Genomic DNA, 14,763 nt, shown 5'->3' with positions numbered 1-14,763 from the left:
GGTCAAATCAACAGCCCCGGTTTGTCCCTCCCCCTTTTCCCACGGGAGGGGGGGTGTCCCGCACCACCAGTCCATGCCCGATCCGAAGGATCTCATCGGGGGACGGACTCCCCTCCTGCAAGATGGCAAACCCTTCGGAGCCATCCAACACTTCCCAAGGCTCTCCTCCCACTCTTGCTGGCGCCGGGATGATCCCATTCACCGCTTGTTCAATTCACCCTTTAAATCCTCGCTGTCCGGTCAAAATGCCAAAATGGAACCCCCGCCCGCCTGGCCACATCCCGGATCTCCCCGTTCCCTCCGGAGTTATTCTTTGACGGCACCGGTGGTCAATCCCGCCACTATCCGACGTTGGAACAGAAGAACCATGAGAACGAGGGGGATGGTGACGATCACGGAAGCAGCGGAGATCTCCGCCCAGGGGATGGAGAAGCGTCCCTGAAAGAGAGCAATCCCCACAGGGACTGTTTTCATGCTCTCCTCTGTGTTGAGAGTCAGGGCGAAGAAAAATTCATTCCAGGCGGCGATAAACACGAGAATGGCCGTGGTGAAAGTCCCGGGCACAGCCAAGGGAAAGATCACTCTCCAAAGAGCCTGCCAAGTGGTGGCCCCATCCATTTTGGCCGCCTCTTCCAGTTCAAAGGGGATCTTCCGGAAAAAATTGGTCAGATTCCAGAGAGCCAAAGGCAGTGCAAAAGTGGTGTAGGGAATGATCAGGCCCGTATAGCTGTTGGTCAAGCCCATTTTCTCCATAAACATAAAGATCGGCGAGATCGTGGCAATTTGAGGAAACATGCTGACGGCAAGCGTAATCCCCAGTATGATGGTCTTTCCTTTGAATTTGAGACGGGCGATGGCATAGGCGGCAATCGCTGCCACAAAGACACAATAAGCAGTCGTCACGATCGCCACCCAAGTGCTGTTCCACAGATAGGTGGCAAAGGGACGTTGGGTAAATACCTTAACGTAATTCTCCACTGTCGGGTGATCGGGAATTGGCCGAAACGCATGCTCTCCAAAGAGCTCCCCCGATGGTTTGAGTGAAGTCAACACCTGCCAAATAAAAGGAAAGAGCATGACAAGGAGGAAAGCCGCCAAAAACAGATAAAACCAGAATCCCGCATTTTTACGCATCTCTCTCACCTTCCTTATTTGCCGCTTCCATCGCTGATCAGATCCCGGCCGAGCAGTTTCACAAACAACATGCTGATGATTGCGATGCAGATGAAGACGATCACTGCCAGCGCGGAGCCCGCCCCAAAGTTCATCTGGGCAAACATCGTCTTGTAGGCATAAACCGAAATCGTTTCCGTGGCATTGGCCGGACCTCCGCCGGTCAGGACATAGATCAGATCAAAAACACGGAAAGCATCCAGAATCCGGAACAGAAGAGCGACCAGAATGGTCGTACGCAGCATCGGAAGCGTAATTTTGAAAAATTGCTGGATTCTGCTAGCCCCGTCCACCTCCGCCGCTTCATACAAACTCTTGGGGATGGTCTGAAGTCCGGCCAAAATCAACAGCGCCATAAAGGGAGTCGTCTTCCAGACATCGGCGAAAATCACGGCAAACATGGACCAGAACTTGGTTGTTAAAAGTGTTCCCATATTGGGGATCAGACCGATTTCAGCAAAAATTTTTGCCATGACTCCATTCTGACCGTCAAAGAGAAACTTCCACATCAATGCCGCCACTGCTGTCGGCAACGCCCAGGGAATCAACACCGAGGCCCGCACCAGCCCCCGACCGACAAACTGCCGGTTGATCAACAGGGCGATGGCGATCCCCAGGACCAGCTCCACACCCACGGAAATCCCGGTAAAGACGAGGGTGTTAGTCAGGGAAGCCCACATCCGCTCATCTGTCAGATAGATGCGGTAATATTTCAGACCGACAAAGTTGGGCTCAATCAAGCACTCCTGCAGTCCTTTGGCAAGACCGGTCACCCGTTTGGGGTGGTTCAGGACCCCCTCTTGTTCCATCGCCTTCAGATCCGCCCGGATCTGTGAGATCTGACTCTCGGAGATACGAGCTTTCTTCTCCTCGATATTCACCAGCCTCAGGTTTTCGGGAACCGCCTTCCCCTCAAATAGGAGCTCATCCACTCTTTGAAAGTTTTTCCGGACCCGGGAATCCTTTTCCAGGGTGGATCGGACGTTCTCCACTTTCGCTTTGACCTGGGTGAGACGCTTTTGGGTTGCCCCCTCCGCCTTTTTGATCTCCTGATCCAACGCCGACAGCAAAAACGGCATGGAATTGGCGTATCCCTCAAGATCGACTCCGTAATGGCTGTGAGTGGTCCGTTTGGTGGCATCATTCAGCCGCACATCGTGGAGACTGAGCCAAAAGGAACGGAACACCGGAAAAATGGCGATCACAAGGATGAGAAGCAGTGCAGGAATTACCAACAACCAGGCCAGGCTCCCTTCGGAAAGTCCCTTCCGAGTTCCTTTTTTCATGCTTTCACCCGCTTTTTTCTTGAAAGATGGAAAGAAGGGAAGGCAGGAACCGGAGCCACTCCGGCCCCACCCCTTAGAAACGTTGTGAAGTTGTGCCGGCCAAGTTGGTCGAGTGGGATTTCACATGACCTTTTCCTTGTCTGAACTGCCAGAATCACTCCATATGCCCCCCCTCCCTGTAACCGCTTTTTCACAACGCTTTTAGAGCCAGCTCTACTTTGAATTTACCGACAATATTCGACATCCCTTGACGCTTTTAAAGAAATGCTCAAAGCGGCATTAGTGAACCTGATTATTTAACGACTTCCTGCAACTTCTTCTCCATGCTCTTCACGGCTGCTTCCGGTGTTTGCTTCCCAGCCAAGGTTTTGGAGACTTCCACTTGAATGATGTCGGAAATCTTTTGATATTCCGGGGAAACCGGGCGGGAAATGGCGGATTTCAGACCCTCGACATAATTTTTATCCTTGAACAGCGGACTGGCACTTTTCACCTCACTATCCTCAAAGAGTGGTATATAGGTCGGAGCCAAGCCCCCGTCGATGGCGGAGATCTTTTGTCCCTCTGGACCTGTCATGAATTTGATGAATTCCCAGGCTTCCTTTTTGTGTTTGGAGTTTTTATTGATCCCGGAAACCCAGCCACCCAAGGCGGCTACACTCCCTTGATCCCCTGCCGGCAACGGAGCGACGGCCACTTTCCCCTTCACTTTGGAGCCATCTTCGTTCATTTTGGCATAATGGTAGGGCCATTGACGGTCAAACACGGCCTGGCCTTCCCCATAGATCGCATCGGTTTCAATTTCCGTAATGGCGGTGACATTCCCCGGTACCAGATCCGACTTGGCGATTTCAGCCATTTTTTGGAGACCCTTCACCGTCTCTGGACTGTTGATGGCCACTTTGCCCTGTTCATCCAGCACTTGTCCGCCGCAGGAGCCGATAAACTCCACAAAATTGCAGACCAGACCTTCATATTGTTTCCCCTGGAAAAGATAGCCGTATTTCGCTCCATTCTTCCCTGTCAGCTTCTTGGCCTGCTCCATCATCTCATCCCAGGTTTTCGGCGCCTTGTCCACCAGATCAGTCCGGTAAAACAACAATCCGGCATCCATGAACTTGGGCATCGCCCACTGTTGCCCGTTGTAGTTGCCGGCCTCCACCGCCCCTTCCACATATTGGTCCAGATCGATCTTGTCCCGCTGGATGTAACGGTCCAGGGGTTCAAGATAACCGGCTTGGGCAAATTCGGCGGGCCAGATCACATCCAAGTCAAATACATCGATCTCCCCAGATCCGCCGCTGAACATCGTCACATACTGATCATGGCTGACTCCCGTGTCTGAAGGCATCTCTTTAAACTTCACCCGGATCTGGGGATGCTTCTTCTCGAAGGCTTTGATCAGTTTGGTGGTGGCACCGGTCTGATCCTTGCCCCGGGCATATGTCAGGGTAACTTTCTTCCCGTCGCTGTCGCCGCCCTCCACCTCATCCGAGCCGGAACCGCAGGCCGCCAAGGAAAAGACCAGGGAAGCGGACACCCCTGCAGCGAGCATTTTTTTCCACAATTTCACGTTTGATTCTCCCCTTTCATAAATGTCATCAAAACTCCAATCCACAAACACCAAGCAAAACGGTAGCTGTTGCCACAAACCACCTCCTCACGGAGAACTCATCATGACGGTGATATTCAAGGAAAAATCGGACATCGAACATTCAGAATAAACAGTAAGGAAAACGTTTTAATTAAGAGAATACCAAAAACAAGGGAAGATGCAAGAACAAATTACATCAACCCCGAGGGCTTTCGATGAGCCGGATCTTAGGAATTGGAAGCGGGAGAGTCTTAAGGAAAGGCCCTTAGTGAAAAAGTCGTCACAGGGAAGGTTGGGTTTCACATGGAGTGATTTTGGATCGTCAGAACAACGAAAAGGTCATGTAAAACCCAATCCCGACCGACTCAGAAGAACTAAATTGCAACGCTTTTAGGGGCCACATTCTTCTTTGTGATTCTTTCCGTAAGGCTTTGTCCCTATCTGATGATCAGATACAAAGCCCAGTCATTCCATCCTTGCTGGATGACACAGCACAACCGGAAGACCTCAGGTGCGACTTGTGCCCTATGGGCCACAACCGTCGACGTGGCCCTACTCGATCTCCCCATCCACTATGACTCATCCACACCTCTGTTCCGCTATAATAGATAAGATATCAAGGAAAAGAAGGAGACAAGCATGCGAATCAGACGAAAACCCCACGCCAAGAAGATGGTTCGGGAACACCCCCGGGTGGTGAAGGAACCGGAGCAACTTCGAGGAAAGTGGCACACTCTGTTCGGCAATGACCGGCCCCTTCATCTGGAACTGGGCACCGGGAAGGGACAGTTCTTATCCCGTGCATGTCAAGACACCCCCGGTGTAAACTGGATCGGAGTGGAACGAATCGAGGAAGTGCTCCTCCTTGCTTTAAAAAAAGCGGAGGAGACTCCATGTGTCAACCTCCGGTTTTTATGGATGGATGTCAGCCGTCTGGATGAAGTCTTTGAAGAGGGGGAAGTGGATCGGATCTATCTTCACTTCAGCGACCCTTGGCCCAAGAAGCGGCATGCCCGACGAAGACTCACCCACCGCCACTTCCTTGACCGTTACAAGAAAGTGCTGAAGCCGAAAGGGGAGATCCTGCTGAAGACAGACAACTCCCCCCTCTTTGATTTCTCTCTGGAGGAGCTGGAAGCCACGGGTTTTACCATCATGGAATCCACCCGGGATCTTTATCAAAGTCCCTATGTGAGAGGAAACATTCCGACGGAGTATGAACAGAAGTTCACCGCCCGGGGAATGCCCATCCATTACCTGCGGGCAAAGCACCCCAGGGATTTCTCTTCCACTCGTTGACATCTCTTCAGGATTCGATATAATATTGGTTTGTACGGCTCAAATTGTTCCTTTCGCTAAAAGGGAACTTGAGGATAGCTCAGCAAACCAGGTGATGGAATGTCACCCTCACCGGTCCGCCCTCGGGGGAGGATCTTGTTTTCCCGGAGGTGCCCCGCTTTTCGCCGCTATCCGGAAAGTGAGGGCAACAACCAGCGGATCGGCATCCCCTGTCTTTGCTTAACCGACTGTGTGAAAAAAGAAAGGAGCAAATGACCCATGGCACGATACACCGGACCTCGTTGGAAACTGAGCCGCCGCCTGGGGATCTCCCTCTCCGGCACCGGCAAAGAGATGAAACGGCCTTACCCGCCGGGGGAACACGGCCCCAACCAACGGCGCAAGGTCTCTGAATATGGCACCCAGTTGCAGGAGAAACAAAAACTGCGCTTTATGTACGGAATGAACGAAAAGCAATTTCGTTCCCTGTTTGTGGAAGCCGGTAAGATGAAAGGGGTTCACGGCGAAAACTTCATGAAACTGCTGGAATCCCGCCTGGACAACCTGGTTTTCCGCCTCGGCTTTGCCCGCACCCGTGCCCAGGCCCGCCAGCTGGTGGTTCATGGTCATATCGTCGTCAACGGCAAAAAAGTGGACCGTCCCTCCTACCGGGTGAAGCCCGGCGATGTGATCGGTCTCCGGGAAAAGAGCCGCAACCTGGCTGTTATTAAGGAAGCTCTGGCAGAGCGCAACTTCCTGCCGGAATACCTGAGCTTTGACGACAATAAACTGGAAGGCACCTACACCCGCATTCCGGAACGGGATGAACTGCCCGCTGAAATCAATGAGCGTCTGATCGTTGAATTCTACTCCCGCTGATCGGGAATCGTGGAAAACGACCTCCACCCTTTTAGGGATGGAGGTCGTTTTGTACTTCTTTCAGGATAAGCGAATCGTTCGGTTACATGTTTCTGCCACGATCGGGTCGTGAGTGACGATGATGATGGTTTTGTTTTCTTGATTCAAATCCTTCAAGATCCGCAGAATTTCGTCTCTGTTGTCAGCATCCAACGAACCTGTCGGTTCATCCGCAAGGATCAAGTCACAAGGTTTTAACAGAATTCGGGCAATGGCCACCCGCTGTTGCTCTCCACCTGAAAGCTCGTGTACTTTCTGCTTAAGAGAAATGTTGAGACCGACTTTCTTAAGGGCTTTCCTTTTCAGTTCCTGTTTTTCCTGCTTGGTTTTTTTGGAGTAGATCAGGGGAACTTCCAAATTTTCATCCACTGTCGCATTATCCATCAGTGCATAGTTCTGAAACAGGTAGGAGAGTCGGGTCCGCAAGATCCGGTTGGCCTTGCGGGAATGGATGCGGGGACTTTTCTCGCCGAACAGTCTGACAGTCCCCTCATCGGGACTTTCCAACATGCCCATCATATTCAGGATGGTGGTTTTACCGGAGCCGCTCTTGCCGGTGATCGCCACCATCTCCCCTTCATAGACAACCATGCTGATCTGATCGAGAACGACATGATCGCCATATCGCTTGGTTACCTGTTCCAGCTCACAGATCGATGTCATCCTTTATTCTCCTCCCTTAATCACCTGAATCTTGTTGCGACGCTCAATCAAGATCAATGCGATCACCGAAGCGAACAGCTCGATCCCAAGAAAACTGAGGACCACCATCGGAAATCTGGGATCCGTGATCCCTTGAACCAATCCCAGACCCAGCACCTGGTTCACCACCCATCCCAGTACGACCAGTGCGATCCAGGTGATGATCAACCAACGGAAATACGTTCGGTACGTCCGGAAGAAACCGATCCCGAACAAGCGGTGCACCACAAACCGCTGTTGATGTTTGTGGAAGAAGATCAGCAGGTTTTGCACGATCAGGAAGAGAAAGGAGACGGCCAACCCCAGCATGATCAGCATGGTGATGTTCATCCCTTGTTGCAAGTCACGCAGCTCCTCCAACACATACTGATCCACCGTCTGGATCCTCTTCAGATTATCATCCACTTTGAGCCGTTTTAACTTCGGGCTCAACTTCTTGTATGTGAGGGCGGTATCCCGATCGATGAGCTTCACTTTTAACGGATCCCTCGCACCTCCCCCGCGGATTCCGCCGCTGTACCCGAAAAGATGATTATTCTCCGTCTTGACATGGATGATGGGATCGGTGATCATGTTCTGCTCCGCCGGAAATACGTCGGGATTGAAGCTGAAGATGCGTTGGCCCTCCGCTAGCCAGAGGATTTTTAGCTTTTGCCCTTTGTCGACAGAAACATAGAAATCTCTCTGCTCCTTGCTCTCAAAATAATCACGGATTTCTTTTTCCCGGTTCTTGTATTGTTCTGGCACGAGCAACACCCAATCCTTGCTCTTCTCAGACACTTGCACCGGATGGCCCTCGGAATCATTCACCGGAAATACTTTCAGGTAATTGGGATTTACCATGATCGAGCGAATCCCGCCAAAATTCCGGTTCAGCAGAAGGTGCATTTCTTCATACTCACTCGCATCGATGTACAAGGCCCCTTGGCCATTCAAGGTCGGATACAGCTGACTCATCGCCTCTGCATTTTTTGCATCTTCTTTCTGTCTTTCTTCCAGGGTAGTCGCCGTACTGTTCCCTATGTAAACCGGGTATAAAACCCCATAATCTTTCGTGTGCGCCCAGTGATCCAGTTGTTCCTGCCGATCACGGATCTGGGCATACTGCTCCATCGCACTGAGTCCGATGCCCATCAGGATGAGGGCGCAGATCCCCTTCCACACCATGTTAAACACATAGATACTGCGGGTGTCTTTTCTGTTCTTGATCGTCTGGCTGACCTGGATGGTGGACATATACACATAACAGAGCAGCGACAGCAGGATGAGAATGAGATAGGCTTGCCCCAGGTGAAGCAAGCTTTGATACAGAAAAAAAGCCGGTGCCCGCAGTGCCAACACCAGAAGGGCGCCTCCCAGAGCCGCCACCACAACGGCCATGCTGATCAGTCGACCGACGATCCTCCACCAGATACGCAGGTTGGTCACGCCGTGCATTTTGAGGATGCCCACCTGTTTCGCCATATTAAAGGTGTAATAGATCAGCAACATGATGGTGATCAGGAACAAAAGATATTGAATGTAGGGGTAAAAATCCAGCATGGAAGAGGAATGCATCTTTTCGGTGGTAGCTGCCGGTTCAGGCTGAAAATCCGCCGGAGTGTAAGAGACATCCTCATATCCATAGGTGCTTTTGAAATACGTATTGATCTTTTCACTCAATCTCTTTAAAAAAAGCTGGAATTGCGCATGATTTTCCGCTTCAACATAGTACCGCCCCTCTACCGGGAGGGATTCATACGAAACTTTCAACGGTTGGATCGTGATGAGTTGCCCGGGGTCAAAATGGTGGATCTGACCGACCTGGTTTTTATCTTGCGTTTGGGTGGAAGAGAGAAACCGACCGCTGTTTTGGGTCTCCTTCGCTTGCAAAATCCGACCACTGTCCAATTGCACATGATCAAAAAAATGAGTTTCACCGGTCAGCAGAACGTACTTGATCATCTCGACTTGATCATCCGGTCTGAAATGATAACCCTTGCGAAAGAGATTCACCTCGGATTGTGCGGCTGTCTCCCGCAAAATGGGGTACATCTCCTCCGGATCAGCCAGCAAATCCTTCGCCGGGATGACGAAGGGGGTGGCGATCTCTTCTTCCAGTGTGTCCATCTTTTCCAGTGCCATGCTTTTCGTTTCCTCGTAAGCGATAACCAACGATAAGAAAAAAGTGACCATCAATGCTGCAAAAACGACCTTTTTCAAATGGACAACCTCCTTGCCGAAAAAGGGTGTTAGAGGAAAAAGGACAGGATCCAGGTGAACTTGTCCCATCCGTTCACCTAGATCCTGTAAATCGGAGGTTAGTAATACGTTAAGCTCTTTTTACGGAGTACAACTTGTGTTCCAATAGGCGTGTGTAGAATCAAACAACCCACCCCGAGCGCTGGCATAGGAAGTGCTCCCGGGCCTAACGCAAGACTTGTTGCTCTGGGTCCCTATCTGAGCTGTGGACCCGTGATTTTTGGTGCCGTGATAGTAGTTGGAATACACCTCTTTTTTTGTGCCAAAACTAACAAGACGTGTTCCATAGTCCCACGTTCCGCCACCCACATTTACAGAGAAGGGGGTCACGGCACCGCTTTTCAAGGATTTTACATCTGTGAGATCCACACTGCCACTGGCTGCATTTGCCGAGGAAACTGAAGCGAAGGTCAGGGCAAGAGCAAGACTCATGGTAACACCGGAGACTTTTTTGATGATACTTCCAGCCAAGATTGATCAACTCCTAATATTTTTTTCTTCCACAACGGACTATACCATCAATTACCTATATAGTCAATAAATTTCATGTTTTAAAAGTAAGACAACTTTCGACATGATTAGATGCAAAACACGGTCCTTTTTGTCTCAATTTTGGCCAATGTTTTAAAACCCATATTTCAGATTAGAATGAGAGTTTGCCTTTGTGATTTCGCCCACCTATCTCTCCTTGCAACGGATTATCAACCACTTTTTAAAACTTCGTTCCCAAATTGCGGCTGGTGAACAACTATGTCAAAGTTTCCTGATTCAAAAACAACCCTCCCTGATTTCAGAACAATCCATAGGTTCTCTGAATGTTGGAATAAAACACCTTGTACACCACGGAAGAAAGGTTTAATCAATCCGTCTGATTCAACAATTCGTATTCAAACAAAACAAACCCGACCCCCGCCTGTATCGACAGAGGTCGGTTTATTTTGGTCAAACTCGTTTCACCCGGGCAAATTTGCGTTTGCCCACTTGGACAACCATTCCGTCGTTGACGGTGATCCGGGCATCCTGATCTGAGATTTTGTCGCCGTCGATTTTGACCGCGCCCTGTTTCACCATGCGGCGGGCTTCGCCGTTGGAGGAGACCAGCCCCAGGGAACGAAGCAATTGGACGATCCAGATCTTCTCCTCCTCCAGTCCACTGTCCGGAATTTCCTTCTCCGGGATCTCTTCCGGCAGTTCCCGTTGTTGAAACACCCGGCGGAAGTGAGCCTCCGCCTCGGCCGCCGCCTCTTGGCCGTGATACATCTGAACGAGACGGCCAGCCAGCATCATCTTGGCATCCCGGGGGTGGATGCTGCCTTCCTTCAATCCCGCCTGCAGCCGCTCCAACTCCTCCAGGGTGAGATCGGTTACGAGCTCAAAGTATTTCAGCATCAACTCATCAGGGACGGACATCGCTTTTCCGTACATTTCCCGGGGCGGTTCATCGATGCCGATATAGTTGCCCAGGCTTTTGGACATTTTTTTGATACCGTCCAGCCCCTCCAACAAGGGCATGGTGAGGATCACCTGCTCTTCCTGGCCGTACTGGGACTGGAGTTGGCGACCCATCAGCAGGTTGAAGGTCTGGTCGGTTCCCCCGGCCTCAATGTCGCTTTGCAGAGCAACGGAGTCATAGCCCTGCATCAGGGGATAGAAAAACTCATGGACACTGATCGCTTGACCGCTGTTGTAACGCTTGGCAAAATCATCCCGTTCCAACATCCGGGCCACGGTCGTCTTGGCCGCCAAATCGACCACCGCAGCGAAGTCCAGGGAGGCGAGCCACTCGCTGTTGAACCGGACCTCTGTCTTGTCCCGGTCGAGCACCTTGAACAGCTGCTCGGTGTAGGTTTGGGCGTTGACCTTCACCTCCGCTTCCGACAGCTGTTTGCGGGTCTCCGATTTACCTGTCGGATCTCCGATCCGCCCCGTGAAATCCCCGATCACCAACTGGACCGTATGACCCAGCTCCTGAAATTGACGCAGCTTGTTCAAAATCACCGTGTGTCCGATATGAATGTCCGGGGCTGAGGGGTCCAGCCCCAGCTTCACCTTCAGGGGTTTCCCCGTCCAGATCGACCGTTTCACTTTTTTCTCCAGTTCGTCTTCAGGAATGATCTGTGCCGTCCCTCGCCGGATCACGGCCATTTGATGTGCCGCTTCCCGCTCCTGTTCCGGGGTCAGCCCTTTTTCCTGATCCATCTTTCGTCACCTGCCTGGTCATTTTGATAAATAAGGATTCAATTCCATAAAATAACCCCGTCCCTGGTAAAGGGACGGGGTATAACCCGCGGTACCACCCTTGTTGAAAGCATCTGCTTTCCTCTCTGAGGATAACGGGCTTTCACCCGTCGCATCAATGCGATGGCTCCCAAGCTGTACTTCGTCCGGAGGGGGCCACTGGTTTGCACCTGCCACCAGCTCTCTGGGAGTACCCGTCTCCGGCTTACTGCGGCTTGATCTGTGCCTTTCGATTCATAAAAAATCAATACATCCATCATATCCGAAATGACGGGGGGAATCAAGTTGAAACCAAAACGGCCACCCGCCTCTGAGGGTCGGCATCGCCGGCGGATCCGGCCCTATCTCCGGCGAACCTTTGCCATCGGTGTCCTTTTACTCACCATTCTCATCCTGTTCACTGCTGCCGGAACCGGTGTGGCGGCAGGCTACATCGCCTCCCTCCTCAAAGAGGAGCCTCTGCGCAATGAAACGCAATTGCGTCAACAGCTGACCGGTTGGACCCAAACCAGTCACGCTTATTTCGGTGATGGCTCTCCCATCGGGGCGATGCGGACCGCTGCCGACCGGAAGTGGGTGGCCAAAGAGGAAGTCAGTCCCGCGCTGGTCGATGCCCTGATCGCCACAGAGGATCACCGTTTTTATGAGCATTCCGGAATCTCCCTCCACGGAATCTTACGGGCCGCCTGGCATGACCTGAAAACGGGGTCCATCGCCAGCGGAGGCAGTACCATCACTCAACAACTGGTCAAAAATGTGATTCTGGAAAACAGAGAGAAGGCTTTGGAACGAAAAGCGAAGGAGATCGCCATCGCTCTCCGCCTGGAACGAATGCTCCCCAAAGATGAAATTCTCACGTTTTATTTGAACAGCCTTTACTTCGGCAAAGGAATCCACCATCGAAACCTGCTGGGGGTGCAGGCCGCGGCGAAGGGGATCTTCGGCGTCGATGCCCGTCATCTCAACCTGGCCCAGGCCGCCTATCTGGCGGGGATGATCCAGCGTCCCACTGCCTTCAACCCCTTTAGTGACGAGGGATTTCAAGCGGGGGCCCGCCGGATGCGAACCGTTCTCTCCCGCATGAGGCAGACGGGAAAAATCACTCCGGAAGCTGAAGCCCAAGCCCTCCAGTTCGACCTGAAGTCCTCATTGGCCAGAGGGGAGGAAAAAAGCGCCTACCACCGTCATCCCTTCCTGATGGCGGCAGTGGAAGACGAAGCGGCCAAACTCCTGATGAAAACGGAGGGACTGAAGCCAGCGGAACTGAGTCGGCAAGGTTTGTACCACTCCACCCTGGAACAGTACCGGAAACGGATCCTGACCGGGGGCTACCGCATCGACACCACGGTGGATCCCCGCCTTTATCAGGCGGTGAACCGGGCCGCCCTGGACCGGAAACTGTACGCCAAACCCATTACCTACACCCTCCGTCTCGGTGGAAAGAAACACACTGTCAAAGACGCCCACGAAGAAGTGGGGGCAGTTCTGATTGACGTTCAGAGCGGGTCCCTTCTCGCCTTTGTCGGAGGCCGGGACTTTGAGCAAAGGCAGCTCAACCATGCCCTGGCTGTCCGCCGGCAACCCGGTTCCACCATCAAACCCTTGCTCGACTACGGGCCGGCCCTGGATCAAAAGAGAGTCACCCCCGCCACAATTGTTGTGGATGAACCCTTATCCGTTGACGGCGCTGAGGGGAAAACTTACAAAAACTACAACAACCGCTACCAGGGTCCTGTCACTGTCCGGGAGGCTCTCAAATGGTCCCTCAATATCCCCGCGATCAAGTTGTTGCGAAAGATCGGCGTCCATGAAGGATTTCGCTATTTGGAATCCATGGATTTTCCGATTCATCCCCGGGATGGAGAAGCCTCCGCCATCGGTGGATTCACCCGGGGATTCACCGTGGCGGAGATGACAGCAGGCTATGCCATGCTGGCCAACCACGGGGAATACCGGAAACCGTGGCTGATTCGACGGATCGTGGATGCTGACGGCCAAGTGATCTATCAATACCGCCCCCAACCCCGTCACATCCTTTCCCCCAGTGCCGCCTGGCTCACCACCGACATGTTGCGAGATGTGATCCAAAGCGGAACCGGCCGCTGGGTGGGCGCCCGGGCCCGGGGACATGAGCTGGCGGGGAAGACCGGCACCACCCAAAACGGCCACGATGTCTGGTTTATTGGCTACACTCCCCGGATCGCTCTCGGAGTCTGGGTCGGCTATGATTACAACCATCCCCTCCCCGATGACCGTCGGGCCAAACGGGTCTGGTCCCGCATCTTTCAGACCGCCGTTCACGCCCGGCCCCGTCTCTCCCCGAAGGGGGCCACCTTTACACAGCCTGAGGGATTGGAGAAAATGGAGATCTGCAAAGTGACCGGTCAACTGGCCACAGAAAATTGCCGGGCTGCAAAGGCCGTGGTGAAGGAGAAACTGCCCGCCGATCAGATTCCCGAGGAGATCTGCCTCCAACATGGAGAAGAGCGGATCGTGGTGGTGGAGGGAAAGGAGTATGTGGCGGATCCCCGCACCCCGCCGGATCTGACACGGACCCAAACCGGTCTCCGGGTCCCGAAACAGGAGGAGGATCGTTACAAGTATTACCGGGGGAATCGGCTCCCACTGGAACGGGATCCCCGGATCAGCCTGGGGGCTCCCACCCCGCCACAAGTGACGGCGATCCCCTTCTCTTCGGGAGTCAAATTGACATGGAGGCCTTCCGATGATACCGCCCTGGCCGGATACCGGATCTACCGAGAAGGTCAACTGGTGGCCAGCATCCGCCTCGGGGAACCCCCTGTCTTCACCGGCCCTCCGGGAAACTACACGGTCCGGGCTGTGGACATCGCCGGTTTGGAATCGACAGACGGCACCCCGTCCGCCCCGATTAAGAGACCGCAGAGCGAATGATCCGCTGAGTTCTTCTCGCCGGAAATCTCAGATCAGACCCCACACCCTGGGGGTATTGGGTCTTTTTCACGCTGATCGTGATGATCGGAGAAAAAAGAGCATTTTTCCACAAATGAAGAAGAGGACAGATGATGAAGAAAAAATGGCGATGAGCATGAGAAAGATGACCTTGGGGCTTTCAAAAGCAAAGAACACCCCGCCAACTATGTTTCCCCTGTTCATTGGGGAGCGATCACAGCCTCTCAGCCAAAAAGAAACAATCCTGAGAGCGTTAGAAAATGTTTTGGATTACCGACCCCGAACCTCGGCCATGATAAAAACGCCCCGTGAGCGCGCTGGAAAGGGAAAGTGCTCACGGGGCGTTTTATATTAAGGCTGTTTCAGAAACACCCAGAAAAAGGACAGTTAATAATAATCGAT

The 14,763-nt window shown here is 52.6% G+C and carries 11 protein-coding genes and 1 other annotated feature; of the genes, 3 read left to right on the top strand and 8 right to left on the bottom strand.

The window, feature by feature from the left end; all coding sequences use genetic code 11:
- Window positions 1-7 precede the first annotated feature (7 nt).
- The 4 genes from IEV46_RS11550 to IEV46_RS11535 all read right to left on the bottom strand — a co-directional run bounded on the left by IEV46_RS11550 (window position 8) and on the right by IEV46_RS11535 (window position 4,014).
- Window positions 8-202, bottom strand: coding sequence for a hypothetical protein (locus IEV46_RS11550; RefSeq protein WP_188432714.1), 195 nt, complete (start codon window positions 200-202; stop codon window positions 8-10).
- A 104-nt stretch (window positions 203-306) separates the two neighbouring features.
- Window positions 307-1,134: a carbohydrate ABC transporter permease gene (locus IEV46_RS11545; protein WP_188432713.1), complete on the bottom strand. Its 828-nt coding sequence runs from the start codon at window positions 1,132-1,134 to the stop codon at window positions 307-309.
- 14 nt (window positions 1,135-1,148) lie between these two features.
- Window positions 1,149-2,459, bottom strand: coding sequence for a carbohydrate ABC transporter permease (locus tag IEV46_RS11540; protein ID WP_188432712.1), 1,311 nt, complete (start codon window positions 2,457-2,459; stop codon window positions 1,149-1,151).
- 292 nt (window positions 2,460-2,751) lie between these two features.
- Window positions 2,752-4,014, bottom strand: coding sequence for an ABC transporter substrate-binding protein (locus IEV46_RS11535; protein ID WP_373284607.1), 1,263 nt, complete (start codon window positions 4,012-4,014; stop codon window positions 2,752-2,754).
- A gap of 678 nt (window positions 4,015-4,692) precedes the next feature.
- On the opposite strand from IEV46_RS11535, the gene trmB reads away from it, so the two are divergent.
- Together trmB and rpsD are read left to right on the top strand one after the other, a co-directional pair.
- Entirely contained in the window at window positions 4,693-5,352 is a 660-nt protein-coding gene (gene trmB, locus IEV46_RS11530; RefSeq protein WP_188432710.1) for a tRNA (guanosine(46)-N7)-methyltransferase TrmB, read from the top strand.
- A gap of 258 nt (window positions 5,353-5,610) precedes the next feature.
- Window positions 5,611-6,210, top strand: a complete 600-nt coding sequence (gene rpsD, locus IEV46_RS11525; RefSeq protein ID WP_188432709.1) for a 30S ribosomal protein S4 — start codon at window positions 5,611-5,613, stop codon at window positions 6,208-6,210.
- Between the two features lie 60 nt (window positions 6,211-6,270).
- Here rpsD and IEV46_RS11520 read toward each other — a convergent pair whose 3' ends face one another.
- The 4 genes from IEV46_RS11520 to tyrS all read right to left on the bottom strand — a co-directional run bounded on the left by IEV46_RS11520 (window position 6,271) and on the right by tyrS (window position 11,391).
- Complete coding sequence (locus IEV46_RS11520; RefSeq protein WP_188432708.1) at window positions 6,271-6,912, bottom strand: ABC transporter ATP-binding protein; 642 nt, start codon at window positions 6,910-6,912, stop codon at window positions 6,271-6,273.
- Between the two features lie 3 nt (window positions 6,913-6,915).
- Window positions 6,916-9,153 carry a DUF1430 domain-containing protein gene (locus IEV46_RS11515; RefSeq protein WP_188432707.1) on the bottom strand — a complete coding sequence of 746 codons (2,238 nt, stop codon included), beginning with the start codon at window positions 9,151-9,153 and terminating at the stop codon, window positions 6,916-6,918.
- 120 nt (window positions 9,154-9,273) lie between these two features.
- Window positions 9,274-9,624 carry a lactococcin 972 family bacteriocin gene (locus tag IEV46_RS11510; protein WP_188432799.1) on the bottom strand — a complete coding sequence of 117 codons (351 nt, stop codon included), beginning with the start codon at window positions 9,622-9,624 and terminating at the stop codon, window positions 9,274-9,276.
- Window positions 9,625-10,134: 510 nt separating this feature from the next.
- Window positions 10,135-11,391, bottom strand: coding sequence for a tyrosine--tRNA ligase (gene tyrS / locus IEV46_RS11505; RefSeq protein ID WP_188432706.1), 1,257 nt, complete (start codon window positions 11,389-11,391; stop codon window positions 10,135-10,137).
- A gap of 67 nt (window positions 11,392-11,458) precedes the next feature.
- Window positions 11,459-11,662 (bottom strand) — a binding site (T-box leader).
- 53 nt (window positions 11,663-11,715) lie between these two features.
- On the opposite strand from tyrS, the gene IEV46_RS11500 reads away from it, so the two are divergent.
- The gene (locus tag IEV46_RS11500; protein ID WP_188432705.1) at window positions 11,716-14,343 is read left to right on the top strand and encodes a transglycosylase domain-containing protein; all 2,628 of its coding nucleotides are present in this window, start codon (window positions 11,716-11,718) and stop codon (window positions 14,341-14,343) included.
- Window positions 14,344-14,763 lie beyond the last annotated feature (420 nt).

It is taken from the genome of Kroppenstedtia guangzhouensis, from assembly GCF_014637345.1.
Taxonomy (GTDB): domain Bacteria; phylum Bacillota; class Bacilli; order Thermoactinomycetales; family DSM-45169; genus Kroppenstedtia; species Kroppenstedtia guangzhouensis.
This window is presented reverse-complemented; position numbering and strand designations above follow the sequence as displayed.

Coding starts and splice junctions, on each gene's coding strand:
- IEV46_RS11545 (WP_188432713.1), bottom strand. CDS start 1,134: ATGCGTAAAAATGCGGGATTCTGGTTTTATCTGTTTTTGGCGGCTTTC.
- IEV46_RS11540 (WP_188432712.1), bottom strand. CDS start 2,459: ATGAAAAAAGGAACTCGGAAGGGACTTTCCGAAGGGAGCCTGGCCTGG.
- IEV46_RS11535 (WP_373284607.1), bottom strand. CDS start 4,014: ATGCTCGCTGCAGGGGTGTCCGCTTCCCTGGTCTTTTCCTTGGCGGCC.
- trmB (WP_188432710.1), top strand. CDS start 4,693: ATGCGAATCAGACGAAAACCCCACGCCAAGAAGATGGTTCGGGAACAC.
- rpsD (WP_188432709.1), top strand. CDS start 5,611: ATGGCACGATACACCGGACCTCGTTGGAAACTGAGCCGCCGCCTGGGG.
- IEV46_RS11520 (WP_188432708.1), bottom strand. CDS start 6,912: ATGACATCGATCTGTGAGCTGGAACAGGTAACCAAGCGATATGGCGAT.
- IEV46_RS11510 (WP_188432799.1), bottom strand. CDS start 9,624: ATGAGTCTTGCTCTTGCCCTGACCTTCGCTTCAGTTTCCTCGGCAAAT.
- tyrS (WP_188432706.1), bottom strand. CDS start 11,391: ATGGATCAGGAAAAAGGGCTGACCCCGGAACAGGAGCGGGAAGCGGCA.